13 protein-coding genes are annotated in these 16251 nt (G+C 42.9%); 9 read left to right on the plus strand and 4 right to left on the minus strand.

Features of this window, described 5'->3' with window-relative positions:
- Nucleotides 1–95: 95 nt before the first annotated feature.
- Nucleotides 96–1103: a rod shape-determining protein gene (locus tag RMX89_RS21865; protein WP_322674271.1), complete on the minus strand. Its 1008-nt coding sequence runs from the start codon at nucleotides 1101–1103 to the stop codon at nucleotides 96–98.
- A 375-nt stretch (nucleotides 1104–1478) separates the two neighbouring features.
- On the opposite strand from RMX89_RS21865, the gene RMX89_RS21870 reads away from it, so the two are divergent.
- A complete protein-coding gene (locus RMX89_RS21870; RefSeq protein ID WP_322682945.1) occupies nucleotides 1479–1841 on the plus strand; it encodes a single-stranded DNA-binding protein in 363 nt (120 codons plus the stop codon).
- Nucleotides 1842–1979: 138 nt separating this feature from the next.
- Here the strand turns inward: RMX89_RS21870 and RMX89_RS21875 are convergent, their stop codons facing one another.
- Entirely contained in the window at nucleotides 1980–2723 is a 744-nt protein-coding gene (locus RMX89_RS21875) for an SIMPL domain-containing protein (protein WP_322690441.1), read from the minus strand.
- 325 nt (nucleotides 2724–3048) lie between these two features.
- Between RMX89_RS21875 and RMX89_RS21880 the strand changes: the two genes are divergently transcribed.
- The 5 genes from RMX89_RS21880 (at nucleotide 3049) to murI (ending at nucleotide 10433) form a co-directional block, all read left to right on the plus strand.
- Nucleotides 3049–4527, plus strand: a complete 1479-nt coding sequence (locus RMX89_RS21880) for a cation:proton antiporter (RefSeq protein WP_322690424.1) — start codon at nucleotides 3049–3051, stop codon at nucleotides 4525–4527.
- A gap of 620 nt (nucleotides 4528–5147) precedes the next feature.
- Nucleotides 5148–7022: an N-acetylmuramoyl-L-alanine amidase gene (locus tag RMX89_RS21885; RefSeq protein WP_322682947.1), complete on the plus strand. Its 1875-nt coding sequence runs from the start codon at nucleotides 5148–5150 to the stop codon at nucleotides 7020–7022.
- Nucleotides 7023–7371: 349 nt separating this feature from the next.
- Nucleotides 7372–7527 (plus strand): hypothetical protein, encoded by a 156-nt coding sequence (locus tag RMX89_RS21890; protein ID WP_322690425.1) that lies wholly within the window; start codon nucleotides 7372–7374, stop codon nucleotides 7525–7527.
- Complete coding sequence (locus RMX89_RS21895) at nucleotides 7524–9437, plus strand: N-acetylmuramoyl-L-alanine amidase (protein ID WP_322690426.1); 1914 nt, start codon at nucleotides 7524–7526, stop codon at nucleotides 9435–9437. Before RMX89_RS21890 ends, RMX89_RS21895 begins: the two co-directional genes overlap by 4 nt.
- 129 nt (nucleotides 9438–9566) lie before the next feature.
- Nucleotides 9567–10433, plus strand: a complete 867-nt coding sequence (murI, locus tag RMX89_RS21900) for a glutamate racemase (RefSeq protein ID WP_322674235.1) — start codon at nucleotides 9567–9569, stop codon at nucleotides 10431–10433.
- Between the two features lie 72 nt (nucleotides 10434–10505).
- Here murI and RMX89_RS21905 read toward each other — a convergent pair whose 3' ends face one another.
- Nucleotides 10506–10658, minus strand: a complete 153-nt coding sequence (locus tag RMX89_RS21905) for a hypothetical protein (RefSeq protein ID WP_322690443.1) — start codon at nucleotides 10656–10658, stop codon at nucleotides 10506–10508.
- A 967-nt stretch (nucleotides 10659–11625) separates the two neighbouring features.
- Between RMX89_RS21905 and sds the strand changes: the two genes are divergently transcribed.
- On the plus strand, nucleotides 11626–12597 hold the full coding sequence (gene sds, locus RMX89_RS21910) for a solanesyl diphosphate synthase (RefSeq protein WP_322682950.1): 972 nt from the start codon (nucleotides 11626–11628) through the stop codon (nucleotides 12595–12597).
- Between the two features lie 553 nt (nucleotides 12598–13150).
- On the opposite strand, the gene RMX89_RS21915 is transcribed toward sds, so the two are convergent.
- Nucleotides 13151–13624, minus strand: coding sequence for a hypothetical protein (locus RMX89_RS21915; protein WP_322690427.1), 474 nt, complete (start codon nucleotides 13622–13624; stop codon nucleotides 13151–13153).
- 205 nt (nucleotides 13625–13829) lie between these two features.
- Here RMX89_RS21915 and hetZ point away from each other — a divergent pair, with 205 nt between their 5' ends.
- The gene (hetZ, locus tag RMX89_RS21920) at nucleotides 13830–15035 is read left to right on the plus strand and encodes a heterocyst differentiation protein HetZ (protein WP_322674232.1); all 1206 of its coding nucleotides are present in this window, start codon (nucleotides 13830–13832) and stop codon (nucleotides 15033–15035) included.
- Nucleotides 15028–16005, plus strand: coding sequence for a PatU (locus RMX89_RS21925; protein ID WP_322690428.1), 978 nt, complete (start codon nucleotides 15028–15030; stop codon nucleotides 16003–16005). Before hetZ ends, RMX89_RS21925 begins: the two co-directional genes overlap by 8 nt.
- Nucleotides 16006–16251: the final 246 nt, after the last annotated feature.

The raw sequence follows: 16251 nt of genomic DNA on the forward strand, positions 1-16251 counted from the left end.
CTACATGTACTTATATAAATTAAGTTCTACTTGGATTCTATGTATATAGAACCCAAATAGAACTCAAATAGAACTCAAGTCTGATATTTTTTTTGTTACATATTGCGAGAGCTTTCGATAACAACTCGTTCCAACTGTTTAAAGTTTTCTAACACACGACCTGTTCCCAGCACAACACAGCTCAAAGGATCGGCAGCAATGTGGGTAATAATCCCTGTTTCATGGCTAACAAGGGTATCTATGCCTTTGAGCAAAGCACCGCCACCAGCTAACATAATCCCTCTGTCAATAATGTCTGCTGCCAGTTCTGGCGGTGTGCGTTCTAGTGTCCGCTTCACAGCTTCGATAATTACTGATAGCGGTTCCATCATACTTTCACGGATTTCTGGGGCTTTGATGGTTACAGTTCGCGGTAGACCCGAAAGCAGGTGTAAGCCTCGGACTTCCATCATCGCGTCATTATCATCATTAGTCGGATAGGCAGAACCAAGCCGAATCTTGATTTCCTCGGCAGTACGTTCACCAATGACTAAATTATGAACTTTCTTAATATACTGAACGATCGCATCAGTCAGTTCATCTCCAGCAATGCGTACTGATTCGCTGATTACCGTACCTTGAAGACTCAGCACTGCAACTTCTGTTGTCCCACCACCAATATCGATGATCATGTTGCCAGTTGCTTCGGCAACAGGTAGTCCTGCACCAATAGCCGCAGCTACAGGCTCATCGATTAAATAGACTTTTCTGGCTCCTGCTTGGTGAGCGGCATCCATCACCGCTCGTCTTTCTACTCCTGTAACGCCACTGGGAATACCAATGACAATTCGGGGTAGGATTAGAGATTTACCTTCATTTACACGCTGAATAAAGCTTTTGAGCATCAGCTCGGCTATATCAAAGTCAGCGATTACACCATCCCGCAAAGGACGCAAAGCAATCACATTTCCCGGTGTGCGACCGAGCATTTTTTTGGCTTCTTCTCCTACTGCTAGTGCAACCTTTTCGTTGACATCGATAGCAACTACAGAAGGTTCTTGTAGTACAATACCTTTACCAGATACATAAACCAGGGTGTTTGCAGTACCAAGGTCGATACCCATATCCCATGAAGTGCGAAAGTTCCTAAAAATACCCACGCGTCTGTAAGCCCCCTATGTGCGATACTTTTTTTGACTACAACGGTAAGAGTTAATCGTGCTTGATTCGATTATGTTTGTATCCTAAGTTGAGTAAACTAGACAATATTTTTATATGATTCCCAGAAATATTTAGTATGTCTCAAGCGCCGTACTTTTTGATATTCCCTGGTTAACTTAGTATATCCGTATACTTTTATGTGTTTACTCCAAATAATGTGTATAAATTTTCAAGTCAATTATATTGTTAACTGTTTAACACATTATTTTCAAGTCTTTCACAATTCGCTATGATGAAAGTCGAAATTGCTAAGTACGTTTGTACTGAAAGGTAACACGATGAGTATCAATGTTGTCACCCTCATTGGTCGTGTAGGCGGCGACCCGGAGATTAAGTATTTTGAGTCTGGTAGTGTGAAGTGTAAATTAACACTAGCTGTTAATCGTCGCACAAAAGAAGGTGAACATACCGACTGGTTTAATTTGGAACTATGGGGAAAAACGGCGGAGGTGGCAGGCAATTATGTACGTAAAGGCAGGCAAATTGCTGTCAAAGGTTCTTTGAAGTTTGACACATGGAGCGATCGCCAAACAGGAGCAAACCGCTCCTCACCAGTGATTCAAGTAGATCAACTTGATTTATTAGGCTCTAAGCGAGATGCAGAAGGCGGTACAGGAGATATGTCTTCAGAACATTTTTAATTGAGCATCCCTTCGGCTCCGCTCAGGGCAAGTGGGCATTGATTATTAGTCCTTTGCCTTTACAAATGACAAAGCGCAAAGTCTGAGCGCCGGCTTCCGGCGATCAGAACTTTGTAAGAGAGGACTAATGACAAATGACTAATAACTAATTTGCAACGTCACCGATGCTTCTACTTGCTGTTCACCACCAACAATCGGGGTGGAAGCATCAGCTGATTTCGCAGCCTCAGCCCGTAAAAACATTGGTGGTGGTGGTGGCGCACTGGCATTATTAACTTGAATGCTGACTATTTCTTTGGATTTAAAACCCAAAGCACTAAAAACGGCATCAGCTTGCTGCCGTGCATCTTGAGTAGCTTCTCTTAATGCTTGCTTTTGAGCAGCTGCGATCGCTTCATCTTTCGCAACAAAAGTAATGCCGTTAATTTGTGTTGCACCGGCTTTGACTGCATCATCCAATAATGTCCCAGCTTGCTCAACAGGAATACTAAAACTCACAGTGTTAGTGGCAGCATAGCCTGTAATCCGCTGGACATTATTGGTGTAGCTGTAAACCGGATTGAGACGGATACCGGTAGTTTGTAATTTTTCAACATTTTTGCTCTTGAGAAACGCAACCACCGCCGATGACCTCTGAGCGGCTTCTTGCTGTACCTCTTGAGCTGTTTTCCCCTGAATCTCCACTCCTAAACTAACTTGTGCCAGAGTTGTCGGAATTGTTTCGACTCCGCGACCACTGACACTAAGGGTTCGTGACAATCTATCTTTTTCTTGTGCGAATGCAGGTAGTGCAAAAGTTGCACATACAAGCATTGCTAAAGGCAGTATTTTCCACAGGTTTGCCGATGGAAAATGAGAACCGGGTAAAGCGGCTCTAGTCATCATATTTGCACTCCTCAAAGTATCCACAGATGTTTTAAATAAAGGTATATAGCAATCTGCTGCTGGTCGTTGAGAACCAACAGCCACCACAAGTTTTTCACAACTTAAGTGCGATCGCCAGATACGATTCGTATGTTCTTACTTTGACACTGCGATCGTCAAAAGCTGAAATGGTTACATTTTTTGAAACTAAAAAAATTACACTAGTACTGCACAGCCTAAATGAAACGTTTACGCCGTATTCATTTTGAATTCGGATTGCTTCTCCATAGGATGTTTTTCAGAAACGCGTCAAAATCAAAGAGAAGGATTTTCAGAGAACCTAATGCATTTGTTAGAACCAATCAACTTCTCTTTTCCTCTGCTGGCTAGCGCAACACAAGCCGCAGACAGTTCAATGGTAGTCGAAGCAGTGCTACTAAGCTTAGTAGTCATTTATCTCGCCAGCAAAGTTGGTGGAGAGTTATCAAACCAAGTGGGTTTGCCGCCTGTTTTAGGCGAACTCGTTGGCGGTGTGGTAGTTGGCATCTCTGTTTTCCATCTTTTAGTGTTTCCAGAAGGCGGCACAGACAGTTCTAATTCTTTGATTGTGTCCTTCCTTCAAACCACTGCTGGTTTAACGCCTGAAGCCGCTCCAGCAGTGTTTGCAGCCCAGTCCGAGGTCATTTCCGTTCTGGCAGAATTGGGTGTGATCATTTTGCTGTTTGAAATCGGCTTGGAGTCGAATTTAAAAGATTTAATGGCAGTTGGTATTCAAGCTACTGTTGTCGCAGTAGTTGGGGTAGCAGTACCCTTTGCTGCTGGGACTGTGGGACTGATGACTTTGTTTGGGATTAGCGCTATACCTGCAATTTTTGCCGGGGCAGCTTTAACTGCCACTAGTATTGGGATGACATCCAAAGTGCTGTCAGAATTGGGGCGGCTCAATTCTAAAGAAGGGCAGATTATTTTGGGTGCTGCGGTAATTGATGACGTACTAGGAATCATCGTTTTAGCGGTAGTTGCCAGTTTAGCTAAAGACGGCGTGGTGGATGTCAGCAAAGTGATTTATTTGATTATCAGTGCCACTGGTTTTATTTTGGGAGCAATCCTACTAGGGAATGTTTTCAATAAGTCCTTTGTAGCGATCGCCGATCAACTCAAAACACGTGGTGGACTAGTAATCCCAGCATTCATTTTCGCCTTTGCTATGGCATACTTGGCCGCCGTCATCCAGTTAGAAGCAATTTTAGGAGCTTTTGCAGCTGGTTTAGTTCTAGAAGAAACAGATAAGCGTAAAGAACTGCAAAGGCAAGTCTGTCCCATTGCCGATATATTAGTGCCAATTTTCTTTGTGACTGTTGGCGCAAAAACCGATTTGGGAGTATTAAACCCAGCAATTCCCGACAATCGTGAAGGTCTAATTATGGCAACTTTCCTGATTACAGTAGCCATTCTCGGTAAAGTAATCACAGGTTTAAGCGTGTTTGGTCAACCGGAAATCAACCGTTTAGCGATCGGTGTGGGGATGATTCCTAGAGGCGAGGTTGGGTTAGTGTTTGCTGGTGTCGGCGCTGCCAGTGGCGCTCTCTCGAAACCATTAGGGGCAGCAATTATCATGATGGTTATCTTGACAACCTTTTTAGCTCCTCCATTGTTACGATTTGTGTTTCCAGATCCAAAAACCGTGGACGGAAATTCAGAGCAACTAATTTTAGACGGTTCCTCTGGGACTTCGTTGGTAATTGAACCACCTCAGTCGAGGGTGCCAGCATCAAATGACAGCAGCAATTTGGGAGTAACTCCAGATTCTGGCGATCGTTAATTATTGGGAATGGGGAATGGGGAATGGGGCGTTAGGAGTTCTGAGTAATGAGTAATGAGTAATGAGTTAGGAGTTAGGAGTTATTCTCCTCCTGCTCCCCTGCTCCCCTGCCCCTCTGCTCCAATTGTGCAGTGGAAACTTCTATCCTCAAATCTCCGTCCCGTGTGATTGTAGAATAATCATTTGTTTATAATTTCTACCAGCATTCAGAATGTTACTTAATTTCTAGTCTCCCTGGGCTTGTGAGCCTTTATCTGAATATTTTCCAGATAATTGGGGAGTAACACCCATAATTTTGCTAGATCGTTTGACAGTAATGGGAATTATTTATTCAGTGCATCGATGGCAGCAAAGAACAAACACTTATCAGTAAACAGCTATCAATTATCAGTTTTCTAGCTTTATTGGGAGTCAGAGTTCTCCACCTGTAAAGGTGGAAGGTTTCGCATGGGGATTTAAACTTAATTTGAAACCCGATCGATGATTTAAGTGTGTCTAAATACTGGCTTAAAAATCAAACAAGGGATTCAGAAGTCAAGTTTAAGTGGTGATGGTGTGATGATTTACCAATGAGTTGAGATATTGACGGCTCCCATGAATGTGAATTAGGAGAAAGGACTGTGAAATTACATTGGTTATTAGCCAGCACTATTGGAACTATCTTCATGCTATCGTCGCCAGCAATGGCCGCGAGACTTGAATCTTGGCGCTTTGATGCCAATCAAAACAGGCTGGAAATTAATACTGTGGGAGCAGTTCAACCCCAAGCACAACTAATTTTCAACCCAACTCGGCTGGTAATTGATTTGCCGGGAACTACATTTGGTCGTCCGCAGTTAACTCAACAGGTGGGTGGTGGAATTCGCTCAATCCGTGTTGGACAGTTTGATATCGATACAACACGCATAGTTGTCGAATTGACTCCTGGTTACAGTTTAGACCCGAAACGAGTGAAATTTGTTGGTACAACTGGCGATCGCTGGACGGTGCAATTACCGAAACCAGAAGTCGAAAAAGTAGCTTCATCTCCTAGAAGTGCTTACAGTGTAGTTACCCCAGACTCCGAACGTCAATCTAATATTTCAAGGGTTGCTACTACTACACGAGGGGCAACTCAAATTGAGAGCTTACAGGTAACAGGTGATGGGTTGTTCATTCGTACCAGTGGTGGTAATCCTCCGATTCAGGTAATTCGTAGCCGCGATCGCGCTACCATCTTTCTAGATATCTCTGGTGCATCTTTATCACCACGTCTGACGCAGCAGAGTAATATACCCGTTAACAAACATGGTATTAGCCGCGTCGAATTCACCTCATTGCAAAGCCAACCTCCTGGTGTCCGCCTAACTTTGCGAGTAGATAAAAATAGCCCAGATTGGCGAGCAACTAATAGTAGCGATGGTGGTTTGATTGTTTTACCTAGTCGGGTTGTCAGATTGCCTAGAAGTAATAATTCGGACAATCAGTCAGAAGCCGTTTCCTTTCCCAGTAGAGCATCTACCAATAACTCGCCAGCAACAATTGAATCTGTGCAACTTGCTGATAATGGCAAACAATTGCTAATTAGAGGCAACCAACCTTTATCTGCTACGGGAACCTGGGATAGATCCTTAGGTATTTTCCGAGTCACAATTACCAATGCCAAGTTAGCTCCCAGAGTTATAGGGCCTACTTTTGCTCCCAATAGCCCTATTCTTCGGGTACGTCTGCAACCTCAAGCATCCAATACAGTGGTTGTTTTGGTTCAACCCGCAGGAGGAGTGCAAATTGGGCAACCCCAGCAAATCGGCGACCAGCTTTTGGTACCAATACAAGGTTCTCGGCGAGTTGTCACCCTTCCCGGAAGACCACCCTATGCTTTACCTGGGCTACCACCGCCGAACCGCGGGCCATTCCCAGACCCAAACAATCCAAATCCGCGACCCCTAATACAACCACAGCGCCGAGTTACCAATGGGCGAGTGGTAGTTATTATTGACCCCGGACATGGTGGTAAAGACTCAGGAGCGCTTGGCATAGGTGGGGCGCGCGAAAAAGATGTTATCTTGCCTATTGGTAAAAGGCTAGGTGAGATTTTGCAGCAAAATGGCGTACAGGTTATTATGACGCGCGATTCTGACTATTTTGTTACTCTTCCGGGACGGGTGCAATTAGCAGAGCGAGCTAATGCTGATGTATTTGTTAGCATCCACGCTAATTCCGCAGGTGCGAGTCGTCCCGATGTTAATGGGTTAGAAACGTATTATTACGACAGTGGTTTGGGTCTAGCTCGCATTGTCCATAACAGTATTCTCCAAAGCCTGAATGTCAGAGACAGGGGAGTGCGGCGAGCCAGATTTTATGTCCTCAGAAAAAGTTCTATGCCCTCTATTCTCGTGGAAACGGGTTATATGACTGGTCGACAGGATATGGCTAGGCTCAGAACCTCAGCTTACCAAAATCAAATGGCAGAAGCGATCGCTCGTGGGGTTCTTCAGTATCTAAAGAGAAGATAAGTAATTTAGTCTAAATTTCTAAATTGTTGAGTAAGTACATCTAATCTTTACCATTTTTATCCAATTTAGTAGTAAAACAATTTAAGTATTCTTGCGGCGGAATAAGAGTAGCTTCTTTGTTATTGTCATTTGATACTTTGCAATTCAACAAATTTTGGATTTTAGATTGTCCTGCGGAACGCTATGTGTAGCTTGCTTCTTTGGAAGGTACGGCTACACTCAGTCAAACTATTTTGGATTTGTATCACCTACAACAGGTGGTAGTGTAGCAAGACCCTAGTCTGGCAGAAAACTAAAATCGGGAATCTAAAATCTAAAATTGGCAGTCAAATTTATATAGGCTAGTGGCATGGCAAAATCAGAGGAGCGTGCTATATTTTACGCCATTAGCTGTGTCTTAATAACAGCGCAAAACTCAAGTGTGCGCGGTGACGGTGTGAGGATTAGCCAATATGTTGAGATGTTGACGGCTCCCATAAATGTGAATCAGGAGAAAAGACTGTGAAATTACGCTGGTTACTATCCAGTACTATTGGAACCATCTTCATGCTATCGTCGCCGGCAATGGCCGCGAGACTTGAATCTTGGCGTTTTGATGTCAATCAAAACAAGCTGGAAATTAATACTCAAGGGGATGTTCAACCCCAAGCACAATTAATATTTAACCCGACTCGTCTAGTAATTGATTTACCAGGAACCACATTTGGCCGCCCGCAGCTAACCCAACAAGTGGGCGGTGCAATTCGTTCAATCCGTGTTGGACAGTTTGACGAACAAACAACGCGCATAGTGGTTGAACTAACTCCTGGTTATAGTTTAGACCCCAAACGAGTGCAATTTGTGGGTACAACTGGCGATCGCTGGACAGTGCAATTACCTAGACCAGAAGCCGACAATGTACCTGCAAGAAACACTGAAGGGCAACCAGAACAAGCTATAGCCTCTGATACTTCACCCAGAACATCTACACCAACATTTCCCTCAAGGAATATTTATAATGTGGTGACAAGCGGCTCTGTAAATCCACTGAATACCAGAGCGCTGAACAACAGAATGGTTGTCGCCAAAGTTACTCAAATTGAGAACTTACAAGTCACTGGTGATGGTTTTTTTGTCCGTACCAATGGTGGTAATCCTCAGATTCAGGTAAATCGTAGCAACGATCAAAAGGCAATTAACATCGATATTGCTGGCGCAACTCTATCACCAAGTTTAGAACAGCGAGATTTGTCAATTAATCGCTATGGTGTTAGCCGTATCCAGTTCAGCCAGCTGCAAACTAGTCCATCTGTTGTTCGCCTGACTTTACAAGTAGATGAAAATAGTCCAAATTGGCGAGCAACCACTAGCAGTGTTGGTGGTTTTGTGATTCTACCCAGTCGTGGAGTTGCCCAATTGCCTGGAAGTAACAGTCCACGTCCCATAGCACCAAGTAACACACCTGCTAGCATTCAGTCTGTACAACTGGCTAATAATGGCACACAACTGCTGATTCGAGCCGACCAAACTTTGTCTGCTACAGGAGGCTGGGATAGAACCTCTGGTCTGTTCCGCATCACTATCAACAATGCTAAGTTAGCTCCGAAAGTCACAGGCCCCACTTTTAATCCTAATAGCCCGATTTTGCGGGTACGCCTGCAACCACAAGAATCCAACACTGTCACCGTCTTGGTTCAACCAGCAGCCGGAGTACAAATTGGGGAACTCAACCAGGTTGGCGACCAGCTTTTAGCTTTAGAATTACGACGTAGTAGCAGCATCACACCACCCATTGCTTTACCTCCTCTGCCATTACCAGACCAAGGACAATTACCAAATCCCATAGATAATCCCCGTCCAATCTCCCAGCCACAGCCACGCCCTTCAGTTCCCAGAGGGAAATTGCTAGTAGTTATTGACCCAGGACATGGTGGAAAAGACTCAGGTGCCCCTGGTTTGGGAGGACTTTTAGAAAAGAATGTAATTTTGCCTATTGGGAAAAGGGTAGGAGCAATTTTAGAGCAAAATGGTGTACAAGCGGTACTAACGCGGGATGCCGACTTTTTCGTAGAACTTCAGGGACGGGTAGATATTGCCAAGCGAGTTAATGCAACTTTGTTTGTCAGCATTCACGCTAATTCCGTTGATAATCGCCCTGATGTCAATGGGTTAGAAGTATATTATTTCGATAGTGGTTATGGTCTGGCTGAAGTAGTTCGTAAAACCATTCTCCAGGACATCGGTACTATTAAAGATCGGGGAACCCGCAAAGCGAGATTCTATGTTCTGAGGAAAAGCTCCATGCCTTCGATTTTGGTAGAAACAGGGTATATGACTGGTTACGAGGATAATCCCAGATTGGGAACACCAGAATATCAAAATCGGATGGCAGAAGCGATCGCTCGTGGCATTCTAAAATACTTACAGCAGAGGTAATATAGTACAAATTACTAATTAAAGAGGTAGTATTTAAACTTCTTTGACGCGCAGAATTTAGTAGTCAAATTAGAGATTGTCTGCTAAATTCTGTATTTTAAATCCCAAAACCTAAATATATATCTGCCTGTGTATTCATCTTCCATTTTTGAAGGAAATCTTGACGATTTTTCCGAGCGAGAACCCCAACGTGCCCCAATTGGCATCTTTGATAGTGGTGTGGGTGGGCTGACAGTACTGCGACAAATATATCGACAACTCCCCAATGAATCAATTGTTTACTTTGGGGATACAGCTAGACTTCCTTACGGAATTCGTTCACAAGCAGAAATTTTACGATTTACACGTGAAATTATTACCTGGCTACAACAGCAGCAGGTAAAAATGGTAATTATGGCTTGTAACACCAGTTCTGCCTTAGCCCTAGAAACCGTGCGTCAAGAATTTAGCATACCCATTTTGGGAGTAATCCTACCGGGTGCAAAAGCTGCGGTGCAACAAGGAAAGCGGATTGGTGTAATTGCCACTCCAGCTACAGCTAAAAGTAATGCTTATAAGCACGCTATTCTCGAAATTGCTCCCGATGTCCAAGTCTGGCAAGTTGGATGTCCAGAGTTTGTGCCATTGATTGAGCAAAACCGCATTCACGATCCTTACACTGCACAAGTCGCACGAGGCTACCTAGAGCCTTTATTAGAGCAGGAAATTGACACCCTAGTTCACGGCTGTACCCATTATCCGCATCTTACACCAGTACTGCGATCGCTCCTCCCCTCTCAAGTCCAGTTGGTCGATCCAGCTGTTCATGTTGTGGCGGCTTGTGCGCAAGAACTAGACTTACTAGGCTTAAGAAATACTCATCTACCATTACCAACTCGCTTCGCCGTCAGCGGTTGTCCGCAACAGTTTTCTCAGTCAGGAGTGCAGTGGCTAGGCTATACACCAATGGTTGAAGAGGTTTCTTTCACCGATATCGCTATTTCCCAACTCCAATAAAACTAATTAGTCCCTAGTCCTTAGTCATTTATCGAAACAAATGACGAAGGACTAAGGACAAATGACAAATGACTATTGACTATTAACTGATATCTCCTGCTTATGTTTTCCTTTGGTAGATGAAGAAAAACTTGTAGGAACAGTCTTTGTACCCGTTCGCTTCGCCAGTGCTAATAACAGGTAGACTGTGAACAAATATCCAGAGGCTAAAATAAAAATCATCATAGGTATACTTCCGTAAATCATTGTTCTACTAGCACCCTTCTAAACGAATATAAAATTTCATAAAATTAGTAGAACCTCAGCCAAGCAAGTACATTCTTGATGACTGTAGTTTCCTATGGTAAAATTACTTATAGAGATAAAATCCTCTACGGACAAAGAATTTATGACCTAATGCGACTTCTTGCAAACCATAGATCCCACAGCAGTTAGCTTGCCGTTTAGCAATCTAAAACTACGATTCTCAGCGGTCTACTCGATCTGCTTTATTTTTGCTTAAACTGCTGCAATAAAGAGCAATGCTTGCGCTCTACGTGCGCTAAGTACGTGTAGCGGCTTCCCATAGGGATATCACATAGCTCCAAACCAGGAGTTTTACCCATCGTAGGAAAAATTAAAGAATTTATTCCCTTAATCTAACCGACGAATATTTATTTTAGGCTCACAGCACCAATTAAGTAAAATCAACTAGTAGCTGACTTAACTTTTGGGCTGCGAATATCTTACAAAATTTAAAATTCCTATATTTTAGCGTAACACAACGACCCTGAATTTTGAGCTTATTCGGCTGCTAAATTTCAAATTTTTTGAAGAGCTACACCTTAATCTGGAGAAATTTAGCCTTACTCTTGGCGACGAATTTAAATCACTTCATTTTTGTCAATAAGTAATATTGCTTGAATATTTTCAGAACTGTGACGAGAAAGGTGAGATGAGAAACTACTTAACACAATTTAATCTAACATTTTTGTCGTGTACTGAGAATTCTTGTTTTAAGTTAGTTTAAAGTTTGAGCAGCCACTAATTAAGTACAATTGCTTATTGACAAAAATCTTGGCAACCTTAATTATCACCCATAGACTCATAAAAACGGGATTACCTGATGAAAACTTTGCGCTGGCACAGGGTTATCTTAAAATGAGTATAGGATATGTAAACTTTCGTAACCTAAGTCAGAGTCCGCCCATCCATGACCCCAGCCACCTCCCTGTTTACCCCTGTGGAAGCAGACCTGCGACTACTAGCAGATAACCTAAAGCAGCTAGTTGGAAATCGCCACCCCATCCTGTTTATGGCAGCCGAACATCTATTCGGAGCTGGGGGAAAGCGTATCAGACCAGCAATTGTCCTGCTAATATCGCGGGCTACAATGTTAGCTCAAGAGATTACACCGCGTCATCGCCGCCTAGCTGAGATTACAGAAATGATTCACACAGCAAGCTTAGTACATGACGATGTGGTAGATGAATCAGATACGCGGCGAGGCGTTCCTACCGTTCATAGTTTGTTCGGTAATCGCATTGCCATATTAGCAGGAGATTTTCTTTTTGCTCAATCGTCCTGGTATTTAGCAAACTTGGACAATTTGGAGGTGGTAAAACTCCTCTCAGAAGTAATTATGGATTTGGCTACTGGGGAAATCCAGCAGGGATTAAATCGTTTTGATGCTGGCATTTCTATTGATACTTACCTCCAGAAGAGTTATTACAAAACAGCTTCATTAATCGCTAACAGTTCTAAAGCTGCTGGGTTACTCAGTGAAGTCTCACAAGAAACTGTTGAGCATCTGTATAACTACGGTCGTCATTTTGGTATAGCATTTCAAATTGTTGATGACATTCTAGATTTCACCAGTACAGCAGATACCTTGGGTAAACCGGTGGGGTCGGATCTTAAAAGTGGTAATTTAACTGCACCTGTTTTATTTGCTTTAGCCCAAAAACCATCCTTGGAAGTGCTGATTGAACGAAAGTTTGCTCAAGAAGGAGATTTAGAGCAAGCACTAGCATTGATTCAAGATAGTCAAGGTATACAGCAGGCGCGAGAGTTAGCTGCTCATCATGCTAAGTTGGCAATTGAACATCTTGCAGTTCTGCCATTCTCAGAATCACACCAGGCATTGATTAACATCGCTGAGTACACACTGAGTCGCCTCTATTAAATCAGTTATCAAAGTTCTCAGGTAGAAAGTGGGGATTTAGATGTAGGTGTGTTGTGGCTTACATAACGTACCGAAAACCTGAAATGTTGTGTTGTGTTAACGCTTTAATGCACTAAAGCAGTTTTATGTTTAATTCAATCCACTTATCGAACAGCTAGAAAGTGGGGTTTTTATTTGGAGGTTCTTAAGGATTTCCAAAAAATAAATTACTACTTGGGGAGTGAATAGTGTTTGACTGAGCGCTCACTCTAAAGACTTACCCGTTTTTGGTTACTGGGTACTTCCCAATCAAAAATGGGATATTTTTTATGTGAAAGTTCTTAAGTATAAAACTCTGCTTCACTAGGAAACTAAAATTTGAAAAGGGAAAATGTTCACTGATAACTATTTTTTAATCAATTTTAGGTTTCATCGAAAGTTGAGTCAATCGTATGGTGTAACGGAAAGAAAAAATTTCTTTTTTCACTGATTTAAAAAACTTTTTTAAAGAAATTTGAGATTTAAAAATTTGGATGTGGGATTGTATCTAAAAAACCCCACATCCAAATTTTTTCTATGCAATATCAGGGGGGATCTGTTTAGGCGATCGCTGTTGTCGTAACTGTTTCTGCATGAGTTTTTCTAGTTCAGTTCGCCGAACTTCGACGGTATGAGTGGTCTTACCCGGCGTCTCCAAAAAAACGATACTATCTACGGGTTCTAATGCCACCAATTGGAACAAAATATGGGTGACAGGAGTAATTTTAGCTAGCATTTGAGGGTCAAGCCCATCAGGGGAAATTAGAGAGACATCCTGTATGGTAGGGAAAGCGTAAATCACACGTTTTTCCAATCCTGGGTTAGCACGATTGCTTAATGTAGTTAAAACCCAGCTTGACTCCGAATTTTGGAGAATATAGTACTGGGAGTAGCGTAATTTTTGAGCGATCGCTCTAAGGGCAGGAGCAATTGCTGCAACAAGGTGTGGTGTCATACCATCGCGGGGTGCATTGTCAATCAGCAATTGAATTTGTGCTTCTAAATCCATAATGACTTGTATACGGCTCCTGGGTAATGGCAATAACATCTATCAAGTGTGAACAATCCCATCAGAATTGGGAATAATAAAATCAGCCATATCCTCAATATAGGATTGGCCTGCGTTTAGCTTATACGTAAAACCAAACTAGCCAATACCCACAGTCCTACAGGTTGTATTTAAGTTAAGTTAGGGTCTTTTGAAAACCGAGACTATGAATTCAGCCGCAACCGCAACTATTCCATCTGCAACTATTCTGGGAGAAAATTCTACAGGCGTGGAGGCGATCTTTCAACTCCTGTCCAAGGAGTTTCAGCAGTCAACTAAAGCTTCGGAACAGAATTGCCACGATGTAGCAAGACGTATTACCACCGAAGTCTACCGGATTTGTCATGAGAGTAAACGTATCCAAGCTTCTGGATCTGTAGAAAGCTCGGCGATGACCTTGGCTCGGCATCGGCTGCAACAGTGTCTCAGGTACTATCAGTTGGGTTCAAATCGGGGCAGAGTCGAATTACACAGTACTCTGAGTGCAATTATTTATCGATATATTAATCCTCCTCAGAAGCAATTGAGCTATCAAGGGCGGCTGACGATAATTGAAGATTTTCTCCAAAGTTTTTATTTAGAGGCATTAAATGCTTTCCGGCGAGAAAATCAGCTTGGTGCCACTTATCGCCCTCAGACACTCTTGGAATTGTCCGAGTATATGGCATTTACCGAGCGCTACGGCAAGCGACGCATTCCCTTACCAGGTCGCCAGCAACAGCTAATTATCCTCCGGGCACAAACTTTTTCCCAACAGCAACCTCCAGAAACCAGCGTAGATATAGAACAAGCCGCAGAAGGTAGCAATAATGAAGGTGACGGTTCTTGGGAAGAACCAGCAATTCACCAATTGCGCTCGACAATGGCAACGCAAGCCGAACCCGAACCCGAAGAAGACACCTTGCGCTCCGTTGTGGTTACGGAATTAATGAATTATCTCGAACAACGACAACAATCTGACTGCGCTGATTATTTTTCCCTCCGCCTCCAAGATTTATCAGCACAGGAAATTGAGTCGATTTTAGGTTTAACTCCTCGTCAGAGAGATTATTTGCAGCAGCGCTTTAAGTATCATTTGATTCGCTTCGCCCTGTTGCACCGTTGGGAATTAGTTCACGAGTGGCTGGAAGCTTCTTTACACACAAACTTGGGTTTAACTCCTCAGCAATGGCAAGTATATACAGCACAGCTGGACAATAAGCAACGGTCTTTATTAGAGTTGAAGCAACAAGGACAAGCTGATGAAAAAATAGCAAAAACTTTAGGGCTGTCAATGGCACAACTGCAAAAACGATGGTTTAAGATTCTTGAGCAAGCTTGGGAAATTCGTAACTCATTAGTTTCCGGATCGGGTGCATCTACTCATGAATAGTGACTCAGAATCCTTACAACACCGGTGTCTCGATTGGTTATTGACAGATGATGTCAAAAATAACGAGCAATCGGTAGAATGTGAGGAAAATGACGGGGTAAAAAACCTCCTCAAGGAAGCCACTGCTTCAAAAAGCAGTGAGCCAAAATTGGGAGGAACGCCCCAGACCTTTCAATTGGGAGAAATTCCTACTGTGCAAGATCGTTTTCAAGCTGTCCTTAAGCATCGGTTACAAATTCAAGCCCAAGAACACCCACCATTGTTTCCTTGGGAAACACAATTAATCGAATATCCTGATTTTGTTGATGAGCCGTCAATGACACTCGTTCCTAGCTGGGGATGGATGGTACAACAGTCAAAGTTGACTTTGCCAACCCGCTTACCGGAAAGAGTTTTCCAGCAATTGCTAGAACAATGTCAGGCTTTAGTGACATCTTCAGTGCCATTGGGGGCAAAATTAGTTCAAGTGGTGGAGAACTTTTTTCCCAATGAGTCTCAAGCACTAAATGATATAGCTGGATTGGTGCTAAGAAGCACTTATCGGTCTGCAAGTACTCTGGAGACAATGCCCGCTATTCAGAGCGATTACTCAGATTTACAACCGCGTCAACAGATGGCTTTGTCGTTGCTAGCAGCTAAACAACTGCTGGAAAATCTGACTCTACCAGTTTCAGCAACCAGTCCGGTAGTAGAAAGACAGTGGCTAACCAGTGTTGGTGCTTTGAACATCAGAGTAGAATACCAGTCTCTAGGTAAACTTACGAAGTTGCTTGTTCAAGCTGAGTTACCTGTTAAAGGAACTTTGACGCTGCGAGGAAGTGGCACTTTAGCAATGACAACATCTTCGACTTCGGGATATTTAAATGTAGAGTTAGGCTGCGAGCAACTTAACCCAACTTATACCCTAGAAGTTGAATTTCCAGAAATAGACGAACAGTCGTTGTTGTTTGTGATTAATCCCACGATTTAGTTGAAATTGCCACCGCTAGCACACTATGTCAATCAACACCGATATATATTAAGAGGATTTTCCTGGTTTTGAAGCTCATCCTATTTTTCAACAAGCGGTCATTAGGGTGTCTACGAGAAGCAGTTATTACAAAGACACAGGGACGCGAGAATATGGGGACATTGGGATATTGAGAAAGTATTTGATTATTTCTCAATTCACCGTATCACCCATTTCTCGTGTATCTCCATCTCTACCCCTATCCAT

Origin of the sequence: Nostoc sp. DedSLP04 (assembly GCF_034530775.1) — a bacterium.
Taxonomy (GTDB): Bacteria; Cyanobacteriota; Cyanobacteriia; order Cyanobacteriales; family Nostocaceae; genus Nostoc.